This window comes from Amycolatopsis sp. NPDC049688, from assembly GCF_040674975.1.
In the GTDB taxonomy this organism is placed as follows: Bacteria; Actinomycetota; Actinomycetes; order Mycobacteriales; family Pseudonocardiaceae; genus Amycolatopsis.
In genome coordinates this window covers 367,569-388,925 of sequence record NZ_JBFANY010000002.1, presented here as the reverse complement: position 1 = coordinate 388,925, position 21,357 = coordinate 367,569, and the positions used below count along the sequence as shown (strand labels likewise).

Here is a 21,357-nt window from a genome sequence, read left to right as displayed (position 1 = left end):
CCCCGGGTACTGCTGTGACGCCGGGGCCTCCCCGTGCTCCGGCGGTTGTGGCCAGGGCAAACGCCCAGCGCACTCGATCATCAAAGCTCTCGGGGTTCAGCTCGCGCCAGCCGCCATTCGGGTGCAATACCGGACAAAACGCCCACGCGGTGTAGCGACTTCACCTGCTTTTTGCGGTCGGCCGGGTACCAGGCCGAACCCTCTGCTCCATTGGCATCAATTCCCTTTTCTTCCTTGATCACACCGGTGCGGGTCGGGCACGCTGCGAAGCGAAGGGGTTTCCCCTGACATTCATTTTTCGAGAGGGGTCACAATGGCTGGAACACGTCTTGCTGCCGTGCTCGCGGCAACGGTGCTGTCCTTGCTCGGCGGCGCGGTCTCGGCGGGGGCGGCGCAGACGCACCCGGACTTCCGCGCGGAGGCCGTGGCGGCGGGGCTGACCGCCGACCAGGCCGCGGCACTGCAGGCGAAGGCGGACAGCTACCTCGCCTCGGTGGGCGGCAAGCAGATCGCACCGAACAAGATCGACCTGGACGGCAACGCCACGATCGCGCTCACCGTGCCGGGTGAGGCGAAGGTGCGGAACCTGAAGACGACGAACACCGCGGCCGACTGGGACCCGTGCTTCTACGGCGAGCAGCACGCCAAGGACGGGTACTTCTGCGCGTACAGCCAGGAGTGGTACATGGGCGACGTGATCGAGGCCTACAACTGCGCCCGCTACTCCCTGCCGAACTGGACCGGCACGGGTTCCTGGATCAACGCCCAGACGCCGGGCACGAAGGCCCGCTTCTACGGCCAGTCCGGCAACCTCCTCTTCACGACGCCGGCCCCCGACAGCTTCGACGAGTCGTACTACTGGGGTCCGGTGTGGAGCATCCGGAACTGCTGACGGTGTAACGGAAAACGGGCCCTCCGCGCACCCTGCGCGGAGGGCCCGTTCCGTTGACCTCTACTGCAACGGAACTTCCTGCGTGTACGCCTTCCAGTACTGCGTCGTGATGTTGCCGCCGTAGTCACAGGTGCTCTGGACCACCGGGCTGGTCCCGTTGGGGTTCGCGTTCCCGAGGGAGAGGCACTTCCCCGTCTTCAGGTTGACCACGAACTGCCGGCGGGTCCCGGTGGCCGGCGTGGGCTGCGGTGGCAACGTCCAGATCTGGTTGTTGTCACCGGCCACGCAGGGTGCCACGACGACCGGTGCGCCGTCGTCCGTGCGCCCGTCGGCCACCTGCAGGCACAGCCCCGCCAGACGGTCCTGGAGGTTGAAGCCCCGCAGCTGGGTCGAGTCGGGCAGGTTGATCACGACCTTGGCGTCGACCTCGTTCCAGTACCCGTAGCCCCACGACTTGCTGCAGGACCGGAACTCGGTCGTCGTCCCCGGCTTGGTCACGTTGCCCTTGAGCTGCAGGCACGCGTAGTTGCCGTCGGGACCGGAGGACTCGTTGACGATCATCGGGGTGTACCCCGGCCCGTCCGGCACCGTGTCGATGGCCATGGCGTCGAACGCGAGCGCGTCGAGGCCGTTGGCCCCGGCCGTGATCGTGTTCAGGTGGACCTTCGGCTGGCCGTAGAACGGGAACGCGCCGAGGGGGACCCATTCGTCGTGGTGGTCGCGCTGGCGCACCGGCACGTTCACCGGGCCGTTGGCCGTGTCGACGACGTACACCGCGTCCGCGTCGGCGAGGTGGGACGGGATGTAGACCATCAGCCTGGCCAGCCCGTCGACCGACGGGAACGTCCAGTTGCCGATCAGTTGCGTCTTGCGCCCCTCATCGGTGTCCGAACGGGTGTGGCCGTACCAGAAGTGCGCACCGTAGCCGCCACCGACCTGGTGCAGGTCGATCTTGGACGACGCGCTCGGGTAGCTGAACGAGAAGTCACTCCCAGCCATGTTCGCGTGGATTCCCCGGCACGGCCGGAACGGCTTGGTCTCGGTGGTGACGTCGTCGATGACGCCGGCCGTCGCGACGATCCCGTTGTGGCTGGGATTGCTGTCGTTGTTGTCGCACCGCGGCGGGTAGCTGGCGCCGTCCGGCGGCTTGCCGACACCCGGGTCGTACCGGACGAACTCGAAGCCGCAGGTGGCACTGCAGTCGGTCTTCCAGGTCGCCGCGGTCTTGACCCAGCACCGCAGGTCGAGCTTGCCGGCCGAGTCCCGGTGCAGGCAGGGCCCGGGCTTCTCACCCGGCACGTCGGGCTGGACCGCGGTGCCCCAGGAGCAGTTGTTGTCCGCGGTGCAGAAGGTCTGCGGTGCGGGCCGCGCGGTCCGGCGGTTGTAGTTCGCCGTCCCGGGCGTGGTGTCCGGGCCGGTCGCGCCGTTCCAGGTCGCTGCCCGGAAGAACGGCTCCGGCTGGTTGGGGCCTTCGTAGCCCGAGGGCGGGCTGGTCGCGAAGCCGAGCACCTTCTCCGGGTACGGCCACCGCTCGGGGTGGGCGAAGTCCGACGGCTTGGTGCCGAAGTTCGCCCGGTCCGCCAGGTAGCGCGGGTTAGCCGGGTTGTTGAGCCAGCCGAGGCCGACGACACCGGCGTCGTCCGGCTTGGTTCCGTCGTGCAGGCCCGAGTTGTACGCCCAGGTCGCGTAGAACCAGTTCTCGATGCGCATCGGGTCGTTGTTGTTCAGGGTCATCCCCCGGATCTGGAGCTGCTGCCACTTGTCCAGCAGGATCTCCAGGCCGGAGTTGACGTTCGCCAGGTACTGGGTGCCGATCTGGCGCTGCTCGCTCGGCAGCCGGGTGACGTCCGGTTCACCCGGCTTCGGGTGCCCGGCGAGCCGCATGCCGTCGGTCGTCTGGGTGACGCCGTAACCGCAGTCGGCCTTGTCCCAGCGGATGTCCCAGTCGTTGCTCGGGTTGTCGTCGTAGATCTCGAGGCCGTAGTAGTTGCCGACCAGCGGGTTGCCGTACTCGCCCGCCCAGATGTTGCGCGCGGCCTGCCACAGGTTCGACTCCTGGCCGAGGATGCCCAGCAGGATCTGCGCGGGCACCTTGTCACCTTGGCTGCGCGCCCCGGTCACCGCGTTGTCCGCGGCCCACTCCACCTCGCGCGGAGTCGGCTGGTAGACCTGCGTGCCCGGGTCGTTGCGCGGCACCGAGCAGACGCGGTCGGCGTCGACGGTGTCGTTCCAGCGCGGCTTGAGCGTTTCGCCGGGGTCGACGCCGAACCCGAACGTCTTGCCCGTGCGCAGGCTGCGGGTGGCGATGTGCACCGGACGCGGCCGGTGCGGGTCGCTCGCGGCCTTCGTGCCCGGCTTCACCGGCGCGAGGACCACGTCGGTGATCGCCGCCTGGCCCAGCGACGAGACCTCGGCGTCCGCCGGCACGTCGAGCTTGGCGACCGCGCCGGGCAGGGCGGCCAGCTTGGCCGGCGCGCCGGTGACGAACACCTTGCCGCCGGTGCCGGAGGCGACGCCGACCGAGCCGTGCGGGCCGCTGGCCAGCGTGGGCGCGTCCTGACGGGCCTGCCGGGACGACGGCGCACGCCGGACCCGGCTGTCGTTGCCCGCGAGGTCCATGAAGACGACGCCGCCCTGGGCGTCGGCGCGGACGTTGAACGGGACGCCGCCGGTGCCGGCGACGAGCCGCTGCTGGGTCCCGTCGGTGCCGACCTTGAGCAGGCCCACGGCGTCGGCGACGACGAACCCGCCGTCGACCGGGGTGGCCGACGTCGTCTGCCCGTCGAGTTCCGTGCGGGCGCTGAGCTTGCCGGTCGTCGTGTCCACCGTGACGACACCGGTCTTCGGGATCCGGTCGCCGCCTTCCTGCGTCAGCGCGGCGGTTTCACCGGTACCGCAACCCGGGTTGTAGTACGAAAGCGTCGTGCGGATCGGCAGCTTCGTCACCGCGCCGGTGACGAGGTCGACGACCGCGGTGAGGCCGCCGCGGGAGGTGAGGTCCTCCTTGTTGGTGAAGGTGCGGGGCGCGTAGACGATCACGGCCCGCTGACCCGACCCGGTGACGCAGCCGTGGCCGATCCACTGGTCGGTCTCGACGCCGGTCACCGTCAGGTCGGCGATCGTGCGCCAGCTGTACCCGGTCTTCGCTTCGGCCGTCAGGACGTGCAGGCCTTCCGCGTCACCGGTGGTGGTCCAGAGCCGGTCGCCGGAGGCCTGCCAGCCCTGGCCGAGCAGCTCGTCGCGTTTCGCGGCCGCGACGACGGGGGGATCGTCGGCGGGAACCGCTTGTCTTTCCTGGGTCGTCTGCTCGGCGGAGGCCGGCGTGGCCGTCACCGCCGGCACCAAGGTGAGGAAGGCCAGCGCGCCGAGCGCAGCCTTCCGCCAGGTGGATCTCATCTCTTCCCTTTCCTGCGCGCAGGAATGGCCGAAAGATTTCGGACACGGGGATTTCCGGCGCGCAAAAACCGTGATTTGCCGAAAGGCAGAAAAATGCGTGCTAGGCCGAATGCACTAGAACGTGCGGAGATGAAGACCAGTGGTCTGCGATAGCGAATGCCGGCAGCCGGAGAACGACGTCATGAGGAAACCTCACAGCCTGGTGGCGCCGATGCCTCCCCTTACTCGGCCACGATCATCAGCGCGAACTCGTGGCAGACAACATCAAACTTCGCGCTACCGGCGGCGCCAAGCCGCCATTCGGGTGGATGTCACCGGTGGCAGGCCCGCTTGGTCGAGGACTTTCCTGTCTGGTTTGCGGCCTTTGTGGCTTTGTTTCGAGCCGTCGGCCGTGGTTTCCGACCGGGCCGGTGTCGATCTTCGACCGTGATGGCCTATTGGTGGAACACGGGTGTTCGTGGTTTGCTGCCGACGGGGAGGGTTCTCGCAGCTCGTGCTGCGCTTACTCCTCATTCACTGGTGCTCAGGAATGGGAGAATGAATTGTCTGCACTGCGAAAGCTGGGTGCGTGCGCGGCCGTCGTCGCGGCCTCCGCGTCGTTGCTGGTCGGCGTGTCCGGGGTGGCTTCGGCGTCGGCGGCCGACTGCGCGCACGGCGCCAACGGGTTCGTCGACATCCCGGACGACCTCGAGGGCACCGTCGTGGCCAACTCGCCGGGGCGCAGCCTCACCGTCGAGGTCGGCATCGTCCAGGGCGTCAAGCGCGGGTGGGCCCGGGCCCACGGCAGCGAAGCCGCGCTCGGCCCGGGCGACTCGGTCTGGATGGACTGGTCGCAGGACGGCGGCCGGACGTGGCTGCAGTGCGGCCCGTTCGGCACGTCGACCTACAAGTGGTCGCTCACCTCGGCCGCCAAGGCGACCAACCCGAGCCCGAGCTGGCGCTTCCGCGGTGGCGCCTACTTCAACGGCGTCCTGACGCTCACGCCGTGGTACTGACGCACCCCCGATGACGGCAACGGCCCCGCACCGGGCGGTGCGGGGCCGTTGCGTCAGCCGGTTTCCGTGCCTGGCGGCCGGGCGAACCCGTCACCGCCGGGCAGCGGCGGGGTGGGCCCACCCGTGCCCGGGAGAGTCGGCCGCGACTTGGTCGGCTTCGACGGCGACGTCTCGGAATCGGTGTTCTCCGTGCTCGGCGCGCTCGGCGTCGAGGTGGGCGTCTCGGTCGGCGTCGGCGTGTCGGCCGGCTTCGTGGGCGTCGTCGTCACCTCGGACGGGTCCTTGCCGATCGGCTGCACCTTGTCGAACTTCTCCGGCGGCTGACCGGCGAGGTACAGCGTCATGAACTCCTGCCAGATCGGCCCGGCCAGCGTCTTACCGCCGATCGGCTTGCCGTTCTTGTCCTTGAGCGCGTAGTCCTTGTCGCCACCGACCCAGGCCGCCGCGGACACCGACGGGGTGTAGCCCACCATCCACGTCTGGGAGTTGTAGTTCCCCATCGCCGCCGGCTCACCCTCGGCCACCGTGTGCTGCTGCGTTCCCGTCTTGCCGGCGCACTCGTGGCCCGGCGGGCACTTGAGGTCCGAGAAGTCGATCACCGGCTTGAGCGACTCGGTGACGTTGCCCGCGATCTGCTGGCTCTTCGCCTGGTCGTCGTCGAACGCCGGCTTGCCCTGGGCGGTGTTGTTCTCGTCGAACTCCACCTCGTCCTGGGCGTTGGTCAGCTTGGCGACGAAGTGCTGGTCGTGCCGGACCCCGCCGGAGGCGAAGGTCGCGTACGCCGCGGCCATGTCTTCGGGCGCGACCTCGGTCCGGCCACCGCCGATCGACTGCGAACCGTCGAGGCCCATCGAGTCGCGGCTGCCGTACTTCTCCGGGATCCCGGCCGAGTACGCCGCCTTGGCCGCGGCCTTCACGCCGGTCACGTTGACGACCATGTCGTAGAACACGGTGTTGATCGAGTGCTCCATCGCCTTCGCGACGGTGCACTCCTTGCCGCAGCTGCTGTCGTTGCCCGCGTTGTTGATCGGCTTGTCGACACCCTTGAACTTGCGGCCGGAGGTGCCGTCGAAGGTGTCGCCCAGCCCCTTGCCCATCTGCAGGTAGGCGACCAGGTCCAGCGGCTTGATCGACGACCCCGGGTTACGCGGGGTCGAGGCCCAGTCGGTGGCCAGCTGGTCCTTGCCGTCCACGTTCACGACCGTCGGCCCGCCGTAGTAGGCGATCACCCCGCCGGTCTTCGGGTCGACGGCGACGAGCGCGTTCTTGATGCGGTCGTCCTTCTGGCCCTTCATCTTCTCCGAGACGGCCTGCTCGGCCGCCTGCTGCGCCTTCGGGTCGATCGTGGTGTAGATCTTGGCGCCGCTCGCGTGCAGCTTGTCCTTGTCGTAGCCCTTCGCCGCCAGCTCCTGCTCGACCTGCTGCTGGACGAAGTAGTTGAGCGTGCCCTGGTTCTCCTGGCGCGACTGGTCCTTCGGGATGGGGGTGGGGAACTGCGCGGCCGCGCGCTCGTCGGCGCGCAGCCACTTGTTGGCCACCATCTGGTCCATCACGTAGTTCCACCGGCGCTGGGCGTACTCCTGGTTCTCCGAGCGGCTCGGCCCCTGGATCAGGCCGGCCAGCAGCGCGGCTTCGGACGCGTTGAGGTCCTTGGCGTCCTTGTTGAAGTAGGCCTTGGCGGCGGCCTGGGCACCGCTCGCCCCGCGTCCGAAGTAGACGATGTTCAGGTACGCGGTGATGATCTCTTCTTTGGACTGCTGGTTGTTCATCTTGAACGACTTCGCCAGCTCGGTCCACTTCCGGCTGAGGCTGGGGGCGTCGTTCTCGGTGGCCTTCTTGATGTACTGCTGGGAGATGGTGGACCCACCGCCCTGGCCGCCGGTGGCCTGGTTGTAGACCGCGCGCAGGATGCCGGTGATGTCGAAGCCGGAGTTGGTCTCGAACGTCGCGTCTTCGGCGGCGTAGGCGGCGTGCTTGAGCACCTCGGGGACCTCGCCGACCTTGATCAGCTGCCGGTCGCCGCCCTTGGGCAGCTCGCGGCCCATCACCGTCTTGCCGTCGGCGTAGTAGTAGGTGATCGGCTGGCTCTGCAGCGCCGCGACGCTCTCCGGCGTCGGCACGTCGACCATGAAGTAGGTGATCACGAACGCGATCGCCGGCACGACGAAGAAGACGCCGACGCACGCGTAGGCGACTCGCCGGATGATCTTCCAGCGGCGCTTCTTCCGCTGCGCCGGGGTGAGGACCTTGCGGCCCTTCTCGTCGAGCTCCTCCTGGGGCTCGACGTCGTCGGCGAACTCGTCGAACCGCCGGTCGTCGTCGTAGGAGTCGTAGGAGTCCTCGGTCCCGTTGTGCGCGTGGTGGGTGATGAGATCCGGCTCACGCTCGGTCTGCGGCTCGGGACGGCGGCCGCCGGGCGGGGGCTGCCGGAAGCCCTGCGGTGGCGAGCCGGGGGCCGCGCCGCCGGGACGGCGGCCGGGCGGGGGCGGCTGACGGCGGCTGCCGCCGGGCGGCGTCTGCGGACGTCGTGCCTGGTCGTTCGGCCACTGCGGGCCACCTTCGTCACCGGCAGGCCAGGCGGGCCCGGACTGCCGTGCGCCACCGCGAGCCGGGTTGCGCCGGGCGGGTTCACCGGGCCACGCCGGTCCCGCGTCTTCGCCCGGCCACTGGGCACGGCGAGGTGCGTCTGGCTCCTGGTTCGGCCAGGAGCGGTTGTGGTCGTCGGTCACGGACGGTCCTCCCGGATCAGTACCCGCAGGGGCACTGACCTGCGCGTTGCGTTGGTCGTACGGTGGCTCACCGGCCTGCGGTCCTTCGCGGGCCCGCCGGTTCCCCTGTGCCCAGGACGTATGACCGGACCAAGTGGTTCCAGTGGCACGCCCGGCACACTTCGACGTCGTACACGGTGAACTCCGCGAACGAGCCGGCCATCCTGGCCAGTTCCTCCGGGGTCCGCGCCGAGCCCGCGACGTGCTTGAGCTCGTCGCCGTAGACCCAGGACACCAGGGTCAGCGGCTCCTGGCGGCAGATCGGGCAGGGTTGGTCACCGGCCCGGCCGTGGAACTTCGCCGCCCGCAGCAGGTACGGGCTCGCGTCGCAGGCTTCGAAGCTGCCGACGCGCCCGGAGCGGACTTCGGCCAGCAGCGCACGGCGCTGCAGCGCGTAGTCCACGACCTGCCGCTGGTTAATCACGAGGACAGAGTACGGGCTCTTGCCGAGACGTCCACGCCCCCTAGCGGCCGCAGGCCCCGGACCGGCGCGGACACGCCGGACGTTCGATAACTCTCCGGTGAATTTCGCCCCTGACGGGTAGTGGGTCGGGGTTAGCTTCGCCACTTCGATGTATCGGCGCGATATAGTGGCTGAGTAGGTTTGATCGAGGCGCTCGTTCGGAGCAACGCGGGTGGTCTCGGTTTGTTCCCGGAAGGGGGTGCGGTGTGCTGGAGTTCGCGATCCTGGGTCTTCTGCACGAAGCGCCCATGCACGGGTACGTGCTGCGCAAGCGGCTGCACGAGACGCTCGGCACGTTCCGGACGTTCTCGTACGGCTCGCTGTACCCGACCCTGCGGAAGCTGCTGCGGGCCGGGTACCTGGTCGAGGAGCTGGACGAGGCCGACGACCGGGCGTGGTCGCGGCGCGGACGGCGGGTCTACAAGCTCACCGCGGAGGGCAAGGAGCGCTTCGGTGAGCTGCTCGGCGACGCCGGGCCGCAGACCTGGGACGACGAAGGTTTCGGCGTCCACCTGGCCTTCTTCTCGCGGACGCCGGCGGACGTGCGGCTGCGGATCCTCGAGGGCCGCCGCCGTCGCGTGGAAGAGCGCCGCGAAGGCATGCGGGCGGCGCTGGCCAGGGCCGAGGAGAAGATCGATCGCTACACCCGCGAGCTGCACCGGCTGGGGCTGGAGACCAGCGAGCGGGAGGTGCGCTGGCTCAACGAGCTGATCGCGCACGAACAAGCCGAACGGCAGGGTCCGCCGGACCCGGGCCGGCCGGACGGGCCGCAGCGTCGCGGCACCAGACCTACTGAACAGACGGATTGAAGGAGAAACCCCCATGGGCGAGAACCGCCGCGTACGGGTGGCCATCGTGGGCGTCGGCAACTGTGCGGCGTCGCTGGTCCAGGGTGTCCAGTACTACCGCGACGCGGACCCGGCCACCCGCGTCCCCGGTCTGATGCACGTCGACTTCGGCGGCTACCACGTCCGCGACATCGAGTTCGTCGCCGCGTTCGACGTGGACGCCAAGAAGGTCAGCCGCGACCTGTCCGAGGCGATCTTCGCCTCGGAGAACAACACGATCAAGATCGCCGACGTGCCACCGCTGGGTGTCACGGTCCAGCGCGGCCACACCCACGACGGGCTCGGCCGCTTCTACCGCGAGACGATCGAGGAGTCCGACGAGACCCCGGTCGACGTCGTCGCCGCGCTGCGCGAGGCACAGGCCGACGTGCTCGTGTCGTACCTGCCGGTGGGCTCCGAGGTGGCGGACAAGTTCTACGCCCAGGCCGCGATCGACGCCGGCGTGGCGTTCGTCAACGCGCTCCCGGTGTTCATCGCCTCCGACCCCGAGTGGGCTGCGAAGTTCACGGAGGCCGGCGTGCCGATCGTCGGTGACGACATCAAGTCGCAGGTGGGCGCGACCATCACGCACCGCGTGCTGGCGAAGCTGTTCGAGGACCGCGGCGTCCAGCTCGACCGGACGATGCAGCTCAACGTGGGCGGGAACATGGACTTCCTGAACATGAAGGAGCTCGAGCGGCTCGAGTCGAAGAAGATCTCGAAGACCCAGTCGGTGACGTCGCAGGTCGACCGCGACCTGGGCAAGGGCAACGTCCACATCGGACCGTCGGACTACGTGCAGTGGCTCGACGACCGCAAGTGGGCGTACGTCCGCCTCGAGGGCCGCGCGTTCGGCGACGTCCCGCTGAACCTGGAGTACAAGCTCGAGGTCTGGGACTCCCCGAACTCGGCGGGCATCATCATCGACGCGGTCCGCGCGGCGAAGATCGCGAAGGACCGCGGCATCGGCGGCCCGATCCTGTCGGCGTCGTCCTACTTCATGAAGTCGCCGCCGGAGCAGTACGACGACGCGACCGCGCGCGACGCGGTGGAGAAGTTCATCCGCGGCGAGGTCGAGCGGTAAAGGCTTGGCTTCTCGGAGGAGGCCGTCACCAGCTGGTGGCGGCCTCTTTTCGTGTCAGCCGAGGCCCAGGGCGCCCGGCAGGTCGGCGATCTTCTCCACCACCGCCGTCGCCTGCTTCAGCACCTCCGGATCCGGCGGGAAGTGTGGGTTCGGCACCGCATACACCGCCATCCCCGCCGCCAGCGCCGACCGCAGCCCGTTCGTCGTGTCCTCGACGGCCGCGCAGCGATCAGGTGCCACGCCCAGCAGCTCGGCCGCCCGCAGGTACACGTCCGGCGCCGGTTTCCCCGCCCCGACCTGCTCCGACGACACCGCCGCCCCCACCGGGAGCCCCGTCACGTCCAGGAAGCCCTTGATCAGGATCACCGGCGACGAGCTGGCGATCGCGACCGGCCACCGCGCCGACACCTGCCGCACGACCTCCACCGCGCCCGGGATCAACGGCGGCTCCGCCGCGTACCGGGCCGCCATGCGCTTGACCACCAGTGTCGCGGCTTCCGGTGGCGAGAGCTTCGCTCCCAGCTCCTCCACCAGGTAGCGGGCCCATTCCGGGGTGCTCATTCCCTGCAGTGCCCGCGTGGCCTCCTCGCGCCACGTGCCGCCGTGCTCGGCGACGACCGCGCGCCGCACTTCGTCCCAGATCCGCTCGGAGTCCACCAGCACGCCGTCGAGGTCGAAGATCACCGCTTCCATGCGTCGAGCCTAGCCTGTGAGGGGAGTTACTTAGCTACCCTTACTAATTTTTGTTAGCCTAGCTAAGTGACTTCCGCGATCACCGACCTCGCCCACCGGCTGCGGCCGCTGGTCTTCCGGCTGTACCACCAGGTGCGCCGGCAGACGCCGCAGCTGTCGCTGACCCTCACGCAGGGTTCGGTGCTGAGCGAGCTGGTCAACGGCGGGCCGCGGCGGATGAGCGCGCTGGCCGAGTTCGAGCAGGTCAAGCTGCCGTCGATGACCGACGTCGTCGGCCGGCTCGAACGGCTCGGCCTCGCCACCCGCCGCCCGGATCCCGCCGATGGCCGTGCGGTGCTCGTCGACGTCACTGACGAAGGCCGTCGCTTCTACGCCGAGACAGTGGCCGCCCGGGAGGAGTTCCTCCGCGAGCGGCTCATCGCCATGGACGACACCGACCGCGCCGCGATCGAAGCCGCCCTCCCGGCCCTCGCCAAGCTTTTGATCGATACCCAAAAGGAGGAACTGATCAGCGATGAGCGCTGAACACCACTCGAGCCTGCTGGACGCCGTCAAGGGCCAGCCCAAGCAGGTGTGGATCACCGCGTTCGCCGCGGTCATCGCCTTCATGGGGATCGGGCTGGTCGACCCGATCCTGCTGTCCATCGCCAAGGGCCTGGACGCGACGCCGTCCCAGGTCACCCTGCTCTTCTCGTCCTACCTCGGCGTCCAGGTGATCGCCATGCTGGTCACCGGCGCGGCGAGCGCCCGCTTCGGCGCCAAGCGGACCGTCCTGGTCGGGCTGACGCTGATCGTCGCCGCGACCGCGCTGTGTTCGGCCGCCGGGTCGATCGAGCAGCTCGTCGGGCTGCGCGCGGTCTGGGGCCTCGGCAACGCCTTCTTCATCGCGACGGCGCTGTCGGTGATCGTCGGCGCCGCGACCGGTGGCCAGTCCGGCGCGATCCTGCTCTACGAGGCCGCCCTCGGCGTCGGCCTGTCGGTCGGTCCGCTGCTGGGTGCGCTGCTCGGCAGCATCTCGTGGCGCGGCCCGTTCCTCGGCACCGCGATCCTGATGGCCGGCGCGCTCGTGCTGTGCGCGGTGTTCCTCAAGAGCGACAAGGACGAGCAGCGGGCGCCGGTCAAGCTGCTCGACCCGCTGCGCGCGCTCAAGCACACCGGGCTGCTGCGCACCTCCGTCGCCTCGGCGCTGTACACCGCCGCGTTCTTCGCGGTGCTCGCCTGGTCGCCGTTCGTCCTCGGCTGGAGTGCCATCGCTGTCGGGCTCGTGTTCTGCGGCTGGGGCCTGTGCGTCGCCGTCGCCGGGGTCGCCCTCGCGCCGCGGCTCGCCGCCAAGCTGGGTGAGCGGCACGCCGCCGCGGCCGCCGTCTTCGGGTACGCCGTGCTGATGCTGGTGCTGGCGGTGCCGAGCAAGCCGGTGCTGGTCGCCGGGATCGTCGTCTCCGGGCTGGTCTCCGGCCTGCTGAACACGTTGTTCACCGGCACTGCGATGTCGATCAGCGACGCGCCGCGCCCGGTCGCCAGCGCGGGCTACAACTTCTGCCGCTGGCTCGGTGGTGCGGTCGCCGCGACGCTCGTCGGGCACGTCGCCGAGTGGTTCGGGTCGCCGCAGGCGCCGTTCATCGCCTCGGCCGTGCTGTGCGTCGTCGCGGGTGCGCTGCTCTCGCTGCGGGAGAAGAAGGCGGACCCGCACACCGTCCCGCAGGAAGCGGTGCTCGTCGGCGAAGAGTTCTGAGCCACGCCCAGTACACCCGGTGTTCACCTGAATGTCTGGAAAGGCTGGTTTTGGGAGCTTACGGTCGGGTCGTTCCCGAACTCCCCACCATGGAGGCCTCGTGCCCGACCGTCTGCTCCCGCTTTTCCCCGCCCACCCGGGCGGTCGCTCCCCGGTGACCTGCGAGTACCGCTGCGGCAACGCGTGCGCCCACCCCGAAGCCAACGAATCCGGCAACGCGTACTTCGGCGACGTCGTCAAGGACATCTCCCGCCGCCGGGTCTTCAAGGCCGGAGCCGTGATGGCCGCCGCCGCGGGCGGGTTCGCCGCGCTCTCCAGCGGTACCGCGGCAGCGTCGCCGCTGCAGAAGCCGCGGCCGGCGCGGCCGGTGCCCGGCACCGACTTCGACCCGGTCCCGCCGAACAAGCTCGACGCGGTCAGCATCCCGGACGGTTACGCCCAGCGGGTCGTCGTCCGGTGGGGCGACCCGGTCGTCCCGGGGGCGCCGAAGTTCGACTTCACCAAGCAGACCGCGGCCGCGCAGGCGAAGCAGTTCGGCTACAACAACGACTTCGTCGGCCTGATCCCGCAGGACCCGCTGGGGCTGACGAACCTGCTCGTGGTCAACCACGAGTACACGACCGAGGTCCACATGTTCCCGGCCGACCAGTACGACCCGGCGAACCCGACCGAGGAGCAGGTCAAGATCGCCTGGGCGGCGCACGGCCTGTCGGTGCTGCTGACCCGCCGCGACCCGGTCCACGGCGGCCTCGAGGTGGTCCCGAGCCGGTACGGCCGCCGGATCACCCTCGACACGGTCTTCGAGGTCCGCGGTCCGGCCGCCGGGTCCAAGTTCCTCAGGACGTCGGCCGACCCCTCCGGGCGCAAGGTCCGCGGCACGCAGAACAACTGCTCCGGCGGCGTGACGCCGTGGGGCACGGTGCTCTCCGGCGAGGAGAACTTCGACCAGTACTTCGCCAACGCCGACAAGGTCACCGACCCGGTCACGGCGGCGCGGCTCAAGCGCTACACCGTCGGCACCGGCGCGAGCACCCGCAAGTGGGAGCGGTTCGACAAGCGCTGGGACGTCTCGCAGGAGCCGAACGAGCCGAACCGGTTCGGCTGGGTCGTCGAAATCGACCCCAACGACCCGGACTCGACGCCGGTCAAGCACACCGCCCTCGGCCGCTTCAAGCACGAAGCCGCGAACATCAAGATCACCGCCGACGGCCACGTCGCCGTCTACTCCGGTGACGACAGCCGGTTCGAGTACATCTACAAGTTCGTGTCGAAGGGCAAGTACAAGCCCGGCCACAGCGCGCACGCGCGGCGGCACAACTCGGCCCTGCTCGACGAGGGCACGCTGTACGTCGCCCGGTTCACCGGCGACAGCCCGGCGCCGGAGATCGACGGCACCGGCAAGCTCCCGGCCGACGGCCAGTTCGACGGCACCGGCGAGTGGATCCCGCTGGTCAGCGGGGACAAGTCGTTCGTGGACGGGTTCACCGCCGAAGAGGTCTACGTCTTCACCCGCCAGGCCGCGGACAAGGTGGCCGCCACGAAGATGGACCGGCCGGAGGACATCGAGCCGAACCCGGTCAACGGCCGGATCTACGCGGCGCTGACCAACAACAGCGACCGCGGTGCGGCGGGCAAGGCCGGCGTCGACGAGGTCAACCCGCGCAACGGCAACAAGAACGGCCACATCCTGGAGTGGGAGGAGGACTGCGGCGACGCGGCGTCGACCCGGTTCTCCTGGCGGCTGCTGCTGGTCTGCGGTGACCCCAAAGCCGCGGACACCTACTTCGGCGGCTTCCCGAAGGACCAGGTCAGCCCGATTTCCTGCCCGGACAACGTCGCGTTCGACCGGCACGGCAACCTCTGGGTCGCCACCGACGGCAACGCGCTCGGCGCGAACGACGGCCTGTTCTCGGTGCCGGTCACCGGCCCGGAGCGCGGCCACGTCAAGCAGTTCCTGTCGGTGCCGGTGGGCGCCGAGACGTGCGGCCCGGTCGTGACCGACGACCTGGTGCTCGTCGCGGTCCAGCACCCGGGCGAGAACGCGGCGAGCTCGGCGAACCCGACGTCGCACTGGCCGGACGGTGGCACCGCGCAGCCGCGGCCGGCCATCGTTTCGGTGTGGAAGACGGGCCGCTTCGGCCACCCCGGCCGCATCGGCGAACGCTGAGGTAAGCGGCCCGCCCGGCCGAGGTTCACTGAACCTTGTTCAGCCGTCGGCCGGCGCGAGGGTCGCCTCGGGCCGGCCGGTTGCGGCCCGTAGCACCGGCCTGGCCAGAACAAGGTTCACTCTTAAGTGGACGGTTGTCGGCCGGTGCGGGCCGGTGCCACGCGCCATAGTCGGAGGCATGGTCCGTTCGGCGCGTGTGGTGGCAGTGGCGGTGGTGGTGCTCGGTGCGGCGGTCGTGCCCGCGTCCGCCGACGAGCCGCCGCCGTCGTGCGGCGGGGTGGCGGGCAACCCGAGCGTCGAGGAGACCGCGCGGAACGGCGCGCCCGACGGGTACGTCTTCACCCCGGCCGCGCCGGTGCCGCCCGGGACCCCGGCGGCGAAGGTGCCGAGGCTGCACACCGAGGAGGAGTACGCCGTCGACGGGCGGCGGGCGGCGGTCATCCAGACCCCGGACGGCAAGACGAGCACCGCCTACCAGACCGAGCGGTTCGTCCCCGGCGGCGTCTACACGCTCAGCGTCTGGACCGCTTCGAACGCGCCGAACTACGACCCGGGCACCGGCCTGCGGTTCTTCGACGCGTCCGGCACGCAGGTGCAGGAGACCAAGCTGGTCGCCGACCACTACGCCCGCCAAGGGGACCTGGCCCGGCAGGACTTCCCGGCCGCGACGGCGCCGGCGAAGGCGGCCGCGGTGAAGTTCTTCGCCACGACGACCCTCGACCGGCTGCACTGGGACTGCGTCGACCTCCAGCTCGCGGCGTACTCGGTGAAGAAGGAAGTGCAGAACCCGGCGACGGGCGCGTGGGGCTCGTTCGCGACGATCACGGCGGGCGAGACCGCGCACTACCGCGTCACGGTGACGAACGAGGGCACGCAGGACCTCACCGGGATCACCGTGACCGACCCGTGGTGCGCCGGAACCTTCGAGCCGTTCGCGCTGGCCGCGGGCGCGAACCGGCAGCTGACCTGCGACCACCCGGACCTCACGGTGGCCGACGACAAGCACGTGAACACGGCGAAGGTCACCGGCGTGCATTACCCGGGCGGCACGCTCGGGGACAAGACGGCGTCGGCGACGATCACCGTCCTGCCGCCGCCGTCGATCGCGAAGATCGGCGACTTCGCCTGGGCGGACCACAACCGCGACGGCATCCAGGACCCGGACGAGCCCGGCGTCGCGGGCGTCAAGGTGACGCTGAAGGACGGCGCGGGCGGCACGGTCGGCACCACGACGACGGACGACAAGGGCCACTACGGCTTCGAGAAGCTGAAGGACGGCACCTACCAGGTCTGCTTCGCCGTGCCGGACGGCTTCGCCGTGACCCGCCAGGACGTCGGCACCGAAGACCGCGATTCGGACGCGGACGCCGGCGGCTGCACCGCGCCCCGCACGGTCGGCGGCCCGTCCCACCAGGACTTCGCGGCGGACATCGGGCTGGTCACGCCGACGAACCGGATCGGCGACCTCGCCTGGGCCGACACGAACGGCAACGGCCTGCAGGACGCGGGCGAGCCCGGCCTGGCCGGCGTCAAGGCGGTGCTGAAGGACAAGGCGGGCAAGGAGCTGGCGAGCGTGGTCACCGGGCCGGACGGCACGTACGGCTTCGACGGCCTGGAGGACGGCACGTACCAGGTGTGCTTCACCGCCGACGGCCACCACCCGGCGGCCAGGGACGCCGGCGACGACGCCAGTGACTCCGACGCGGACCCGGCGTCCGGCTGCGCGGACCCGCGGACCCTCGGCCCGGGCCACCGCGAGGACCGCACGGTGGACGCCGGGTTCGCCGCTACGGTGGGGGCATGACGGATCTTCCCCTCGCCCTGGTGACCGGCGCGTCCCGCGGCATCGGCGCGGCGGTCGCCCACCAGCTGGCCCCGACCCACCGTCTCCTGCTCGGCGGCCGCGACGCCGACGCGCTGGCGGCGCTGGCGAAGGAGCTCCCGGGCGCGCAGCCGTGGCCGGTGGAGCTGACGGACCCGGCGTCCCTGGCCGCGGCGGTGGCGGACATCCCGTCCCTGGACGTCCTGGTCCACTCGGCGGGCGTCGCGCGCCTGGGCCGCATCGAGGACGCCCCGGCGTCTGCGTGGCGCGAGAACTTCGAGGTCAACACCCTGGCGGTGGTCGAGCTGACCCGCCTGTTGCTGCCGGCCCTGCGCACGGCGGGCGGCCACGTGGTGGTGATCAACTCGGGCGCGGGCCGCACCGCCCGCCCCGGCTGGTCCCCGTACGCGGCGAGCAAGTTCGCCGTCCGCGCGTTCGCCGACGCCCTGCGCGAAGAGGAGCCGCGGATCCGCGTGACGTCGGTCTACCCGGGCCGCACGGACACGGAGATGCAGCAGGAGATCTTCGCGGGCGAGGGCCGCGAGTACGACACAACGCACCTGCTGAAGCCGGACTCGGTGGCGACCGCGGTGGTGACGGCGGTGTCAGCCACCCCGGACAGCCACCAGACGGAGATCATCCTCCGCCCGCGTTAGGCCCGCAGCCGGGCCGCGGTCTCCGCCACGCCGGCCTGCACCTTCGCCCGGTCCACCTTCACCGACTCCCCGTCGGCCACGACCTGCTCGCCCGCGACCCACACGTCCCGCACCCGCCGCGACCCCGCCGCCCACACCAGGTTCGACAGCAGCTGCACGTCCGGCACGTCGATGCCGCACGCGAACGCCGGGTCGTCCAGGTCGACGTGCACGAGATCCGCCCAGCGCCCGGCCTCCAGAGAACCGATATCCGACCGGCCCAAAGCCGCAGCCCCGCCCCGGGTCGCCAGCAGGAAGACGTCCGCCGCCGTCAGGACCGTCGAGTCACCCGTGGCCAGGCGGGCGAACATCGCCGCCAGCTGGAGTTCCTCCCACAGGTCGATGTCGTCGTTGGACGCCGGGCCGTCGGTACCCAGACCGACGGAAACTCCGGCGGCACGCAGGTCCGCGATCCGCGCGATGCCCGAAGCCAGCTTGGCGTTCGAGCCCGGGCAGTGCGCCATGCCGACGCCGTAAGAGGCGAACAGCGCGATGTCGTCGTCCGACAGGTGGATCGAATGCGCCGCCAGCACCCGGCCGTCCAGCATGCCCAGCTCGCGAAGCAGCGCCGGCACCGAACCGTGCGCCTCGCGAACGGCGGTGTCCTCGAGCGCCGCCTCCGCGACGTGGATCTGCACCAGCGCGCCCCGCGAAGCAGCCGACTCCGCCGTCGCGCGCAGGCCCTCCTCCGACAGCATGTACGCCGAGTGCGGGCCGTAGCCCAGCTCGATGCGGTCGCCGTGGCCGAAGCGGAGGCCGTCCGTGTCGATCCAGCGCTCGATCGCCGTCAGCTGGGCTTTCCAGTCCAGGCCCGGCAGCTCCATCACCGGCGGCGCGACCAGCACGCGGCCGCCCGTCGTGAGGACGGCGTCGACCAGCTGCTCGCCTTCGAAGTACATCTCCGCGCTGGTCGTGACGCCGTGGCGGAGCATCTCGACCGAGCCGAGCAGCATGCCGGTGCGGACGTCCTCCGGGCGCAGCTTCGCCTCGGCCGGCCAGATGATCTCGTTGAGCCACGGCAGCAGCGGCAGGTCGCCGCCCATGCCGCGCAGCAGCGTCATCGGGCTGTGCGCGTGCGTGTTGACCAGGCCGGGGAGCAGGATGCCGGTCAGGGTGGTGACCGGTGCGGCGGACTCGGGGGCGGTGGCCGCCGGTCCGCAGTACGAAATGCGCCCATCGGCGTCGACGTCGACGACCGCGTCACGGAGAAGCGAACAGGACGGGTCGGCGGGGAGAACGACAGGGGCGTGGAAACGGCGTTGCATCTCTGGATACTACGCACCGGGAATTACGAAACGACTCCGCTCCGCCACGCCCACGCCGCGGTCTCCACCCGGTTCCGCGCGCCGATCTTGCCCTGCACCGACGCCAGGTGCGTCTTCACCGTCGACAGCGACAGGAACAGCTCCGCGCCGATCTCGGTGTTGGTCAGCCCCCGCGCCACGGCCTTGACCACGTCGAGCTCCCGCGCGGTCAACGGCTCGGACGGCGGCGGGACCTGCGGCTTCGCGGCGCCGGACCCGTTGAAGTGCTTGAGCAGCCGGACGGTGATCTGCGGCGACACCAGCGCGTCGCCGCGGTCGGCCGCGCGGACCGCCTCGATCAGCAGGGCCGGTCCCGCGTCCTTGAGCAGGAAGCCGGACGCGCCGTTGCGCAACGCCGTGTGCACGTACTCGTCGAGGTCGAACGTCGTGACCACGACCACCTTCAGCGGGTCGGTCACGTCCGGCCCGGCCAGCTGCCGGGTCACCTCGAGGCCGTCGAGGCCGGGCATGCGGATGTCGAGCAGGCAGACGTCCGGGCGCAGCTCGCGGGCCTTGGCGACCGCCGAGACGCCGTCCGCGACGTCGGCGACGACCTCGATGTCGTCCTGGGCGTCCAGGATCATGCGGAAGCCCATCCGCACCATCTCCTGGTCGTCGGCGATCAGTACCCGGATCACTCGTCCCCTTCCGTGTCTTCCCCGGCCGCCAGCGGCAGCCAGGCTTCGACGCGCCAGCCGCCGTCCGGGCCCCGCCCGGCCGACAGCCGGCCCTTCAGCAGCGCGACGCGTTCGCGCATGCCGACCAGACCGTAGCCGCCCGATCCGCCGGCCGGCCGGTGTGCCGTCTCGCGCCCGTTGTCCGTCACCCGCAGGTGCAGCTGATCCCCCTGCACCTCGGCGACGACGAACGCTTCGGTCGCGCCCGCGGCGTGCTTGCCGACGTTCGTCAGCGACTCCTGCACCAGCCGCAGCGCCGAGCGGCCGACCTCGTGCGGCAGGTCCGGCGGCACGTCCAGGTGCATCGACGTCGGCACGCCGTGGTTGGCGCTGTCGACCAGTTTCCGCAGGTCGGCGCCCAGATCGGTGGTGGCCTGCTCGCTGAATTCGCTGGACCCGGCCGGCGCGTCGCCACGCATCGAGCGGACCAGCCGCCGCATCGCCGCGAGGGCCTCGACGCCGGCGTTCTCGATCCGGCCCATCGCCTCCACCGCGATCTGCGGGTTCTTCTCGGCCATCAGCCGCGCGGCCTGCGCCTGCACGACGATCCCGGTGACGTGGTGGGCGACGACGTCGTGGAGCTCGCGCGCCAGTGCCATCCGCTCGGCGGTCTGCGCGTCGGACACCGCGGACTGCACGGCCTGGGTGCGTTCGGAGTCCCGCGACCGCAGCATCAGGCCGACGGCGATCGAGATGCCCAGCATCAGCGTCGCGGCGAAGGCCAGCACCGACAGCGTCTGCGGATCGGTCTGCAGGCCCCGCCGCGCGTCCGAGTTGAGGATCGCCCCGAGCGCGACGACGGCCGAGAGCACCGCGACCCGGGACCAGGACTGGCTCAGCCCGCGCGCCCGGGTCAGGTTCACCACCACGCCCATGCCGGCGACGATCTGCGTGGCCGGGATGCCGCCGGGCACCGGGTAGTCGTAGGAACGCAGGTCCAGGAACGGCATGACGACGGCGGACAGCAGCATGATCCCGGCGAGGCCGAGGAGCGCGTCGGCGGGCCGCCGCGGGGACAGCACCGCGATCACGGCCGCGACGATCGAGCAGAACAGGACCGGGAAGCCGCGGGCGGTGTTCGAGTACGTGTAGCCGAACTCGAAGAGCAGCGCGAAGGCGAGCAGCCCCATCAGCGGCCACTGCCCCATCGCCAGCTTGTTGATCCGCAGGAGCAGCCGGGTCCGCGGCTCGGCGTGCGGGCTGCGGTCGCGCGCCGCGATGGCGGGCACCAGCGGGGCGACGAGCAGGAGCAGGCCGAACAGCAGCGCCTGGGTGCCCGTGCCGCCGTCGATGTCGGCGACGCTCCCGTACCGGCCGAAGACCGCGACGAGGCCCGCGAAGACCAGGAAGCCGACCACGCAGAACGCCACGCCGCCCCGCGCCCGGCGGGCCACGAAGTAGACCATCAGGACCCCGGCCACGACCTCGGTGATGGTCACCTTCGGCAGCACGCTGGAGTACGGCGGGATGCGGGACGCGTGGATGAAGAGGGTGGAGATGATCAGCACCCCGCCGCCGGCCACCCCGGCGACCGCGGCCCGCTTCTGGGCCCAGAGCCCGCAGGCGGCCATCGCGAAGATGCCGGGGAGCAGCCCGAAGTCGACGAAGCGCGGACCGGCGTCGTCGAGCGCCGCCTGCGTCGTGTAGACGACGTCGAACAGCAGCGCGGCGACCAGGACGGCGGAGGGCACGCCGATGCGCCGCACCAGGGCGGCGGCGCGGGTGGAGAGCGTTTTCGGCAGGGGCGCGGCGGGCACAACGTGACGTTACGTGATTCCCCGTCGCCCGCACCTTGGCCGAGTGGCCCGCGCTCCCTCGGCCGATCGGCCGATGCGGGCCGGT

General features: G+C 70.6%; 17 protein-coding genes. 9 read left to right on the top strand and 8 right to left on the bottom strand.

Annotated elements, in window-relative coordinates:
- Positions 1 to 80: 80 nt before the first annotated feature.
- On the bottom strand, positions 81 to 242 hold the full coding sequence (locus AB0J55_RS07805) for a hypothetical protein (RefSeq protein WP_364244351.1): 162 nt from the start codon (positions 240 to 242) through the stop codon (positions 81 to 83).
- A gap of 71 nt (positions 243 to 313) precedes the next feature.
- Here AB0J55_RS07805 and AB0J55_RS07800 point away from each other — a divergent pair, with 71 nt between their 5' ends.
- Positions 314 to 892, top strand: coding sequence for a hypothetical protein (locus AB0J55_RS07800; protein WP_364244349.1), 579 nt, complete (start codon positions 314 to 316; stop codon positions 890 to 892).
- A 60-nt stretch (positions 893 to 952) separates the two neighbouring features.
- Here AB0J55_RS07800 and AB0J55_RS07795 read toward each other — a convergent pair whose 3' ends face one another.
- Positions 953 to 4,288, bottom strand: coding sequence for an RICIN domain-containing protein (locus tag AB0J55_RS07795; RefSeq protein WP_364244346.1), 3,336 nt, complete (start codon positions 4,286 to 4,288; stop codon positions 953 to 955).
- Positions 4,289 to 4,830: 542 nt separating this feature from the next.
- On the opposite strand from AB0J55_RS07795, the gene AB0J55_RS07790 reads away from it, so the two are divergent.
- Positions 4,831 to 5,283, top strand: a complete 453-nt coding sequence (locus tag AB0J55_RS07790) for a hypothetical protein (RefSeq protein WP_364244343.1) — start codon at positions 4,831 to 4,833, stop codon at positions 5,281 to 5,283.
- Positions 5,284 to 5,336: 53 nt separating this feature from the next.
- On the opposite strand, the gene AB0J55_RS07785 is transcribed toward AB0J55_RS07790, so the two are convergent.
- On the bottom strand, positions 5,337 to 8,012 hold the full coding sequence (locus AB0J55_RS07785) for a transglycosylase domain-containing protein (protein WP_364244340.1): 2,676 nt from the start codon (positions 8,010 to 8,012) through the stop codon (positions 5,337 to 5,339).
- A 67-nt stretch (positions 8,013 to 8,079) separates the two neighbouring features.
- Positions 8,080 to 8,475 (bottom strand): DUF5318 domain-containing protein, encoded by a 396-nt coding sequence (locus tag AB0J55_RS07780; protein ID WP_354811274.1) that lies wholly within the window; start codon positions 8,473 to 8,475, stop codon positions 8,080 to 8,082.
- Positions 8,476 to 8,720: 245 nt separating this feature from the next.
- Here AB0J55_RS07780 and AB0J55_RS07775 point away from each other — a divergent pair, with 245 nt between their 5' ends.
- The gene (locus AB0J55_RS07775; protein ID WP_364244338.1) at positions 8,721 to 9,323 is read left to right on the top strand and encodes a PadR family transcriptional regulator; all 603 of its coding nucleotides are present in this window, start codon (positions 8,721 to 8,723) and stop codon (positions 9,321 to 9,323) included.
- A 13-nt stretch (positions 9,324 to 9,336) separates the two neighbouring features.
- A complete protein-coding gene (locus AB0J55_RS07770; RefSeq protein ID WP_364244335.1) occupies positions 9,337 to 10,425 on the top strand; it encodes an inositol-3-phosphate synthase in 1,089 nt (362 codons plus the stop codon).
- A gap of 54 nt (positions 10,426 to 10,479) precedes the next feature.
- Here AB0J55_RS07770 and AB0J55_RS07765 read toward each other — a convergent pair whose 3' ends face one another.
- Complete coding sequence (locus AB0J55_RS07765; protein WP_364244332.1) at positions 10,480 to 11,118, bottom strand: HAD family phosphatase; 639 nt, start codon at positions 11,116 to 11,118, stop codon at positions 10,480 to 10,482.
- 66 nt (positions 11,119 to 11,184) lie between these two features.
- On the opposite strand from AB0J55_RS07765, the gene AB0J55_RS07760 reads away from it, so the two are divergent.
- The 5 genes from AB0J55_RS07760 to AB0J55_RS07740 all read left to right on the top strand — a co-directional run bounded on the left by AB0J55_RS07760 (position 11,185) and on the right by AB0J55_RS07740 (position 17,495).
- Complete coding sequence (locus AB0J55_RS07760; protein WP_364244329.1) at positions 11,185 to 11,643, top strand: MarR family transcriptional regulator; 459 nt, start codon at positions 11,185 to 11,187, stop codon at positions 11,641 to 11,643.
- The gene (locus AB0J55_RS07755) at positions 11,633 to 12,850 is read left to right on the top strand and encodes an MFS transporter (protein WP_364244326.1); all 1,218 of its coding nucleotides are present in this window, start codon (positions 11,633 to 11,635) and stop codon (positions 12,848 to 12,850) included. Before AB0J55_RS07760 ends, AB0J55_RS07755 begins: the two co-directional genes overlap by 11 nt.
- 100 nt (positions 12,851 to 12,950) lie before the next feature.
- On the top strand, positions 12,951 to 15,017 hold the full coding sequence (locus AB0J55_RS07750; protein ID WP_364244323.1) for a PhoX family phosphatase: 2,067 nt from the start codon (positions 12,951 to 12,953) through the stop codon (positions 15,015 to 15,017).
- 178 nt (positions 15,018 to 15,195) lie between these two features.
- The gene (locus tag AB0J55_RS07745) at positions 15,196 to 16,821 is read left to right on the top strand and encodes an SdrD B-like domain-containing protein (protein WP_364244320.1); all 1,626 of its coding nucleotides are present in this window, start codon (positions 15,196 to 15,198) and stop codon (positions 16,819 to 16,821) included.
- The gene (locus AB0J55_RS07740) at positions 16,818 to 17,495 is read left to right on the top strand and encodes an SDR family oxidoreductase (RefSeq protein WP_364244317.1); all 678 of its coding nucleotides are present in this window, start codon (positions 16,818 to 16,820) and stop codon (positions 17,493 to 17,495) included. Before AB0J55_RS07745 ends, AB0J55_RS07740 begins: the two co-directional genes overlap by 4 nt.
- Here AB0J55_RS07740 and AB0J55_RS07735 read toward each other — a convergent pair.
- Genes AB0J55_RS07735 through AB0J55_RS07725 form a run of 3 tightly spaced genes read right to left on the bottom strand, consistent with a single transcriptional unit; the run spans position 17,492 to position 21,272 of the window.
- Positions 17,492 to 18,799 (bottom strand): amidohydrolase, encoded by a 1,308-nt coding sequence (locus AB0J55_RS07735; protein ID WP_364244314.1) that lies wholly within the window; start codon positions 18,797 to 18,799, stop codon positions 17,492 to 17,494. The two genes, AB0J55_RS07740 and AB0J55_RS07735, sit on opposite strands and share 4 nt — an antisense overlap.
- Before the next feature lie 23 nt (positions 18,800 to 18,822).
- Positions 18,823 to 19,476, bottom strand: coding sequence for a response regulator transcription factor (locus AB0J55_RS07730; protein ID WP_364244311.1), 654 nt, complete (start codon positions 19,474 to 19,476; stop codon positions 18,823 to 18,825).
- Positions 19,473 to 21,272, bottom strand: coding sequence for a histidine kinase (locus AB0J55_RS07725; RefSeq protein WP_364244308.1), 1,800 nt, complete (start codon positions 21,270 to 21,272; stop codon positions 19,473 to 19,475). The genes AB0J55_RS07730 and AB0J55_RS07725 overlap by 4 nt, the downstream gene beginning before the upstream one ends.
- Between the last annotated feature and the right edge of the window lie 85 nt (positions 21,273 to 21,357).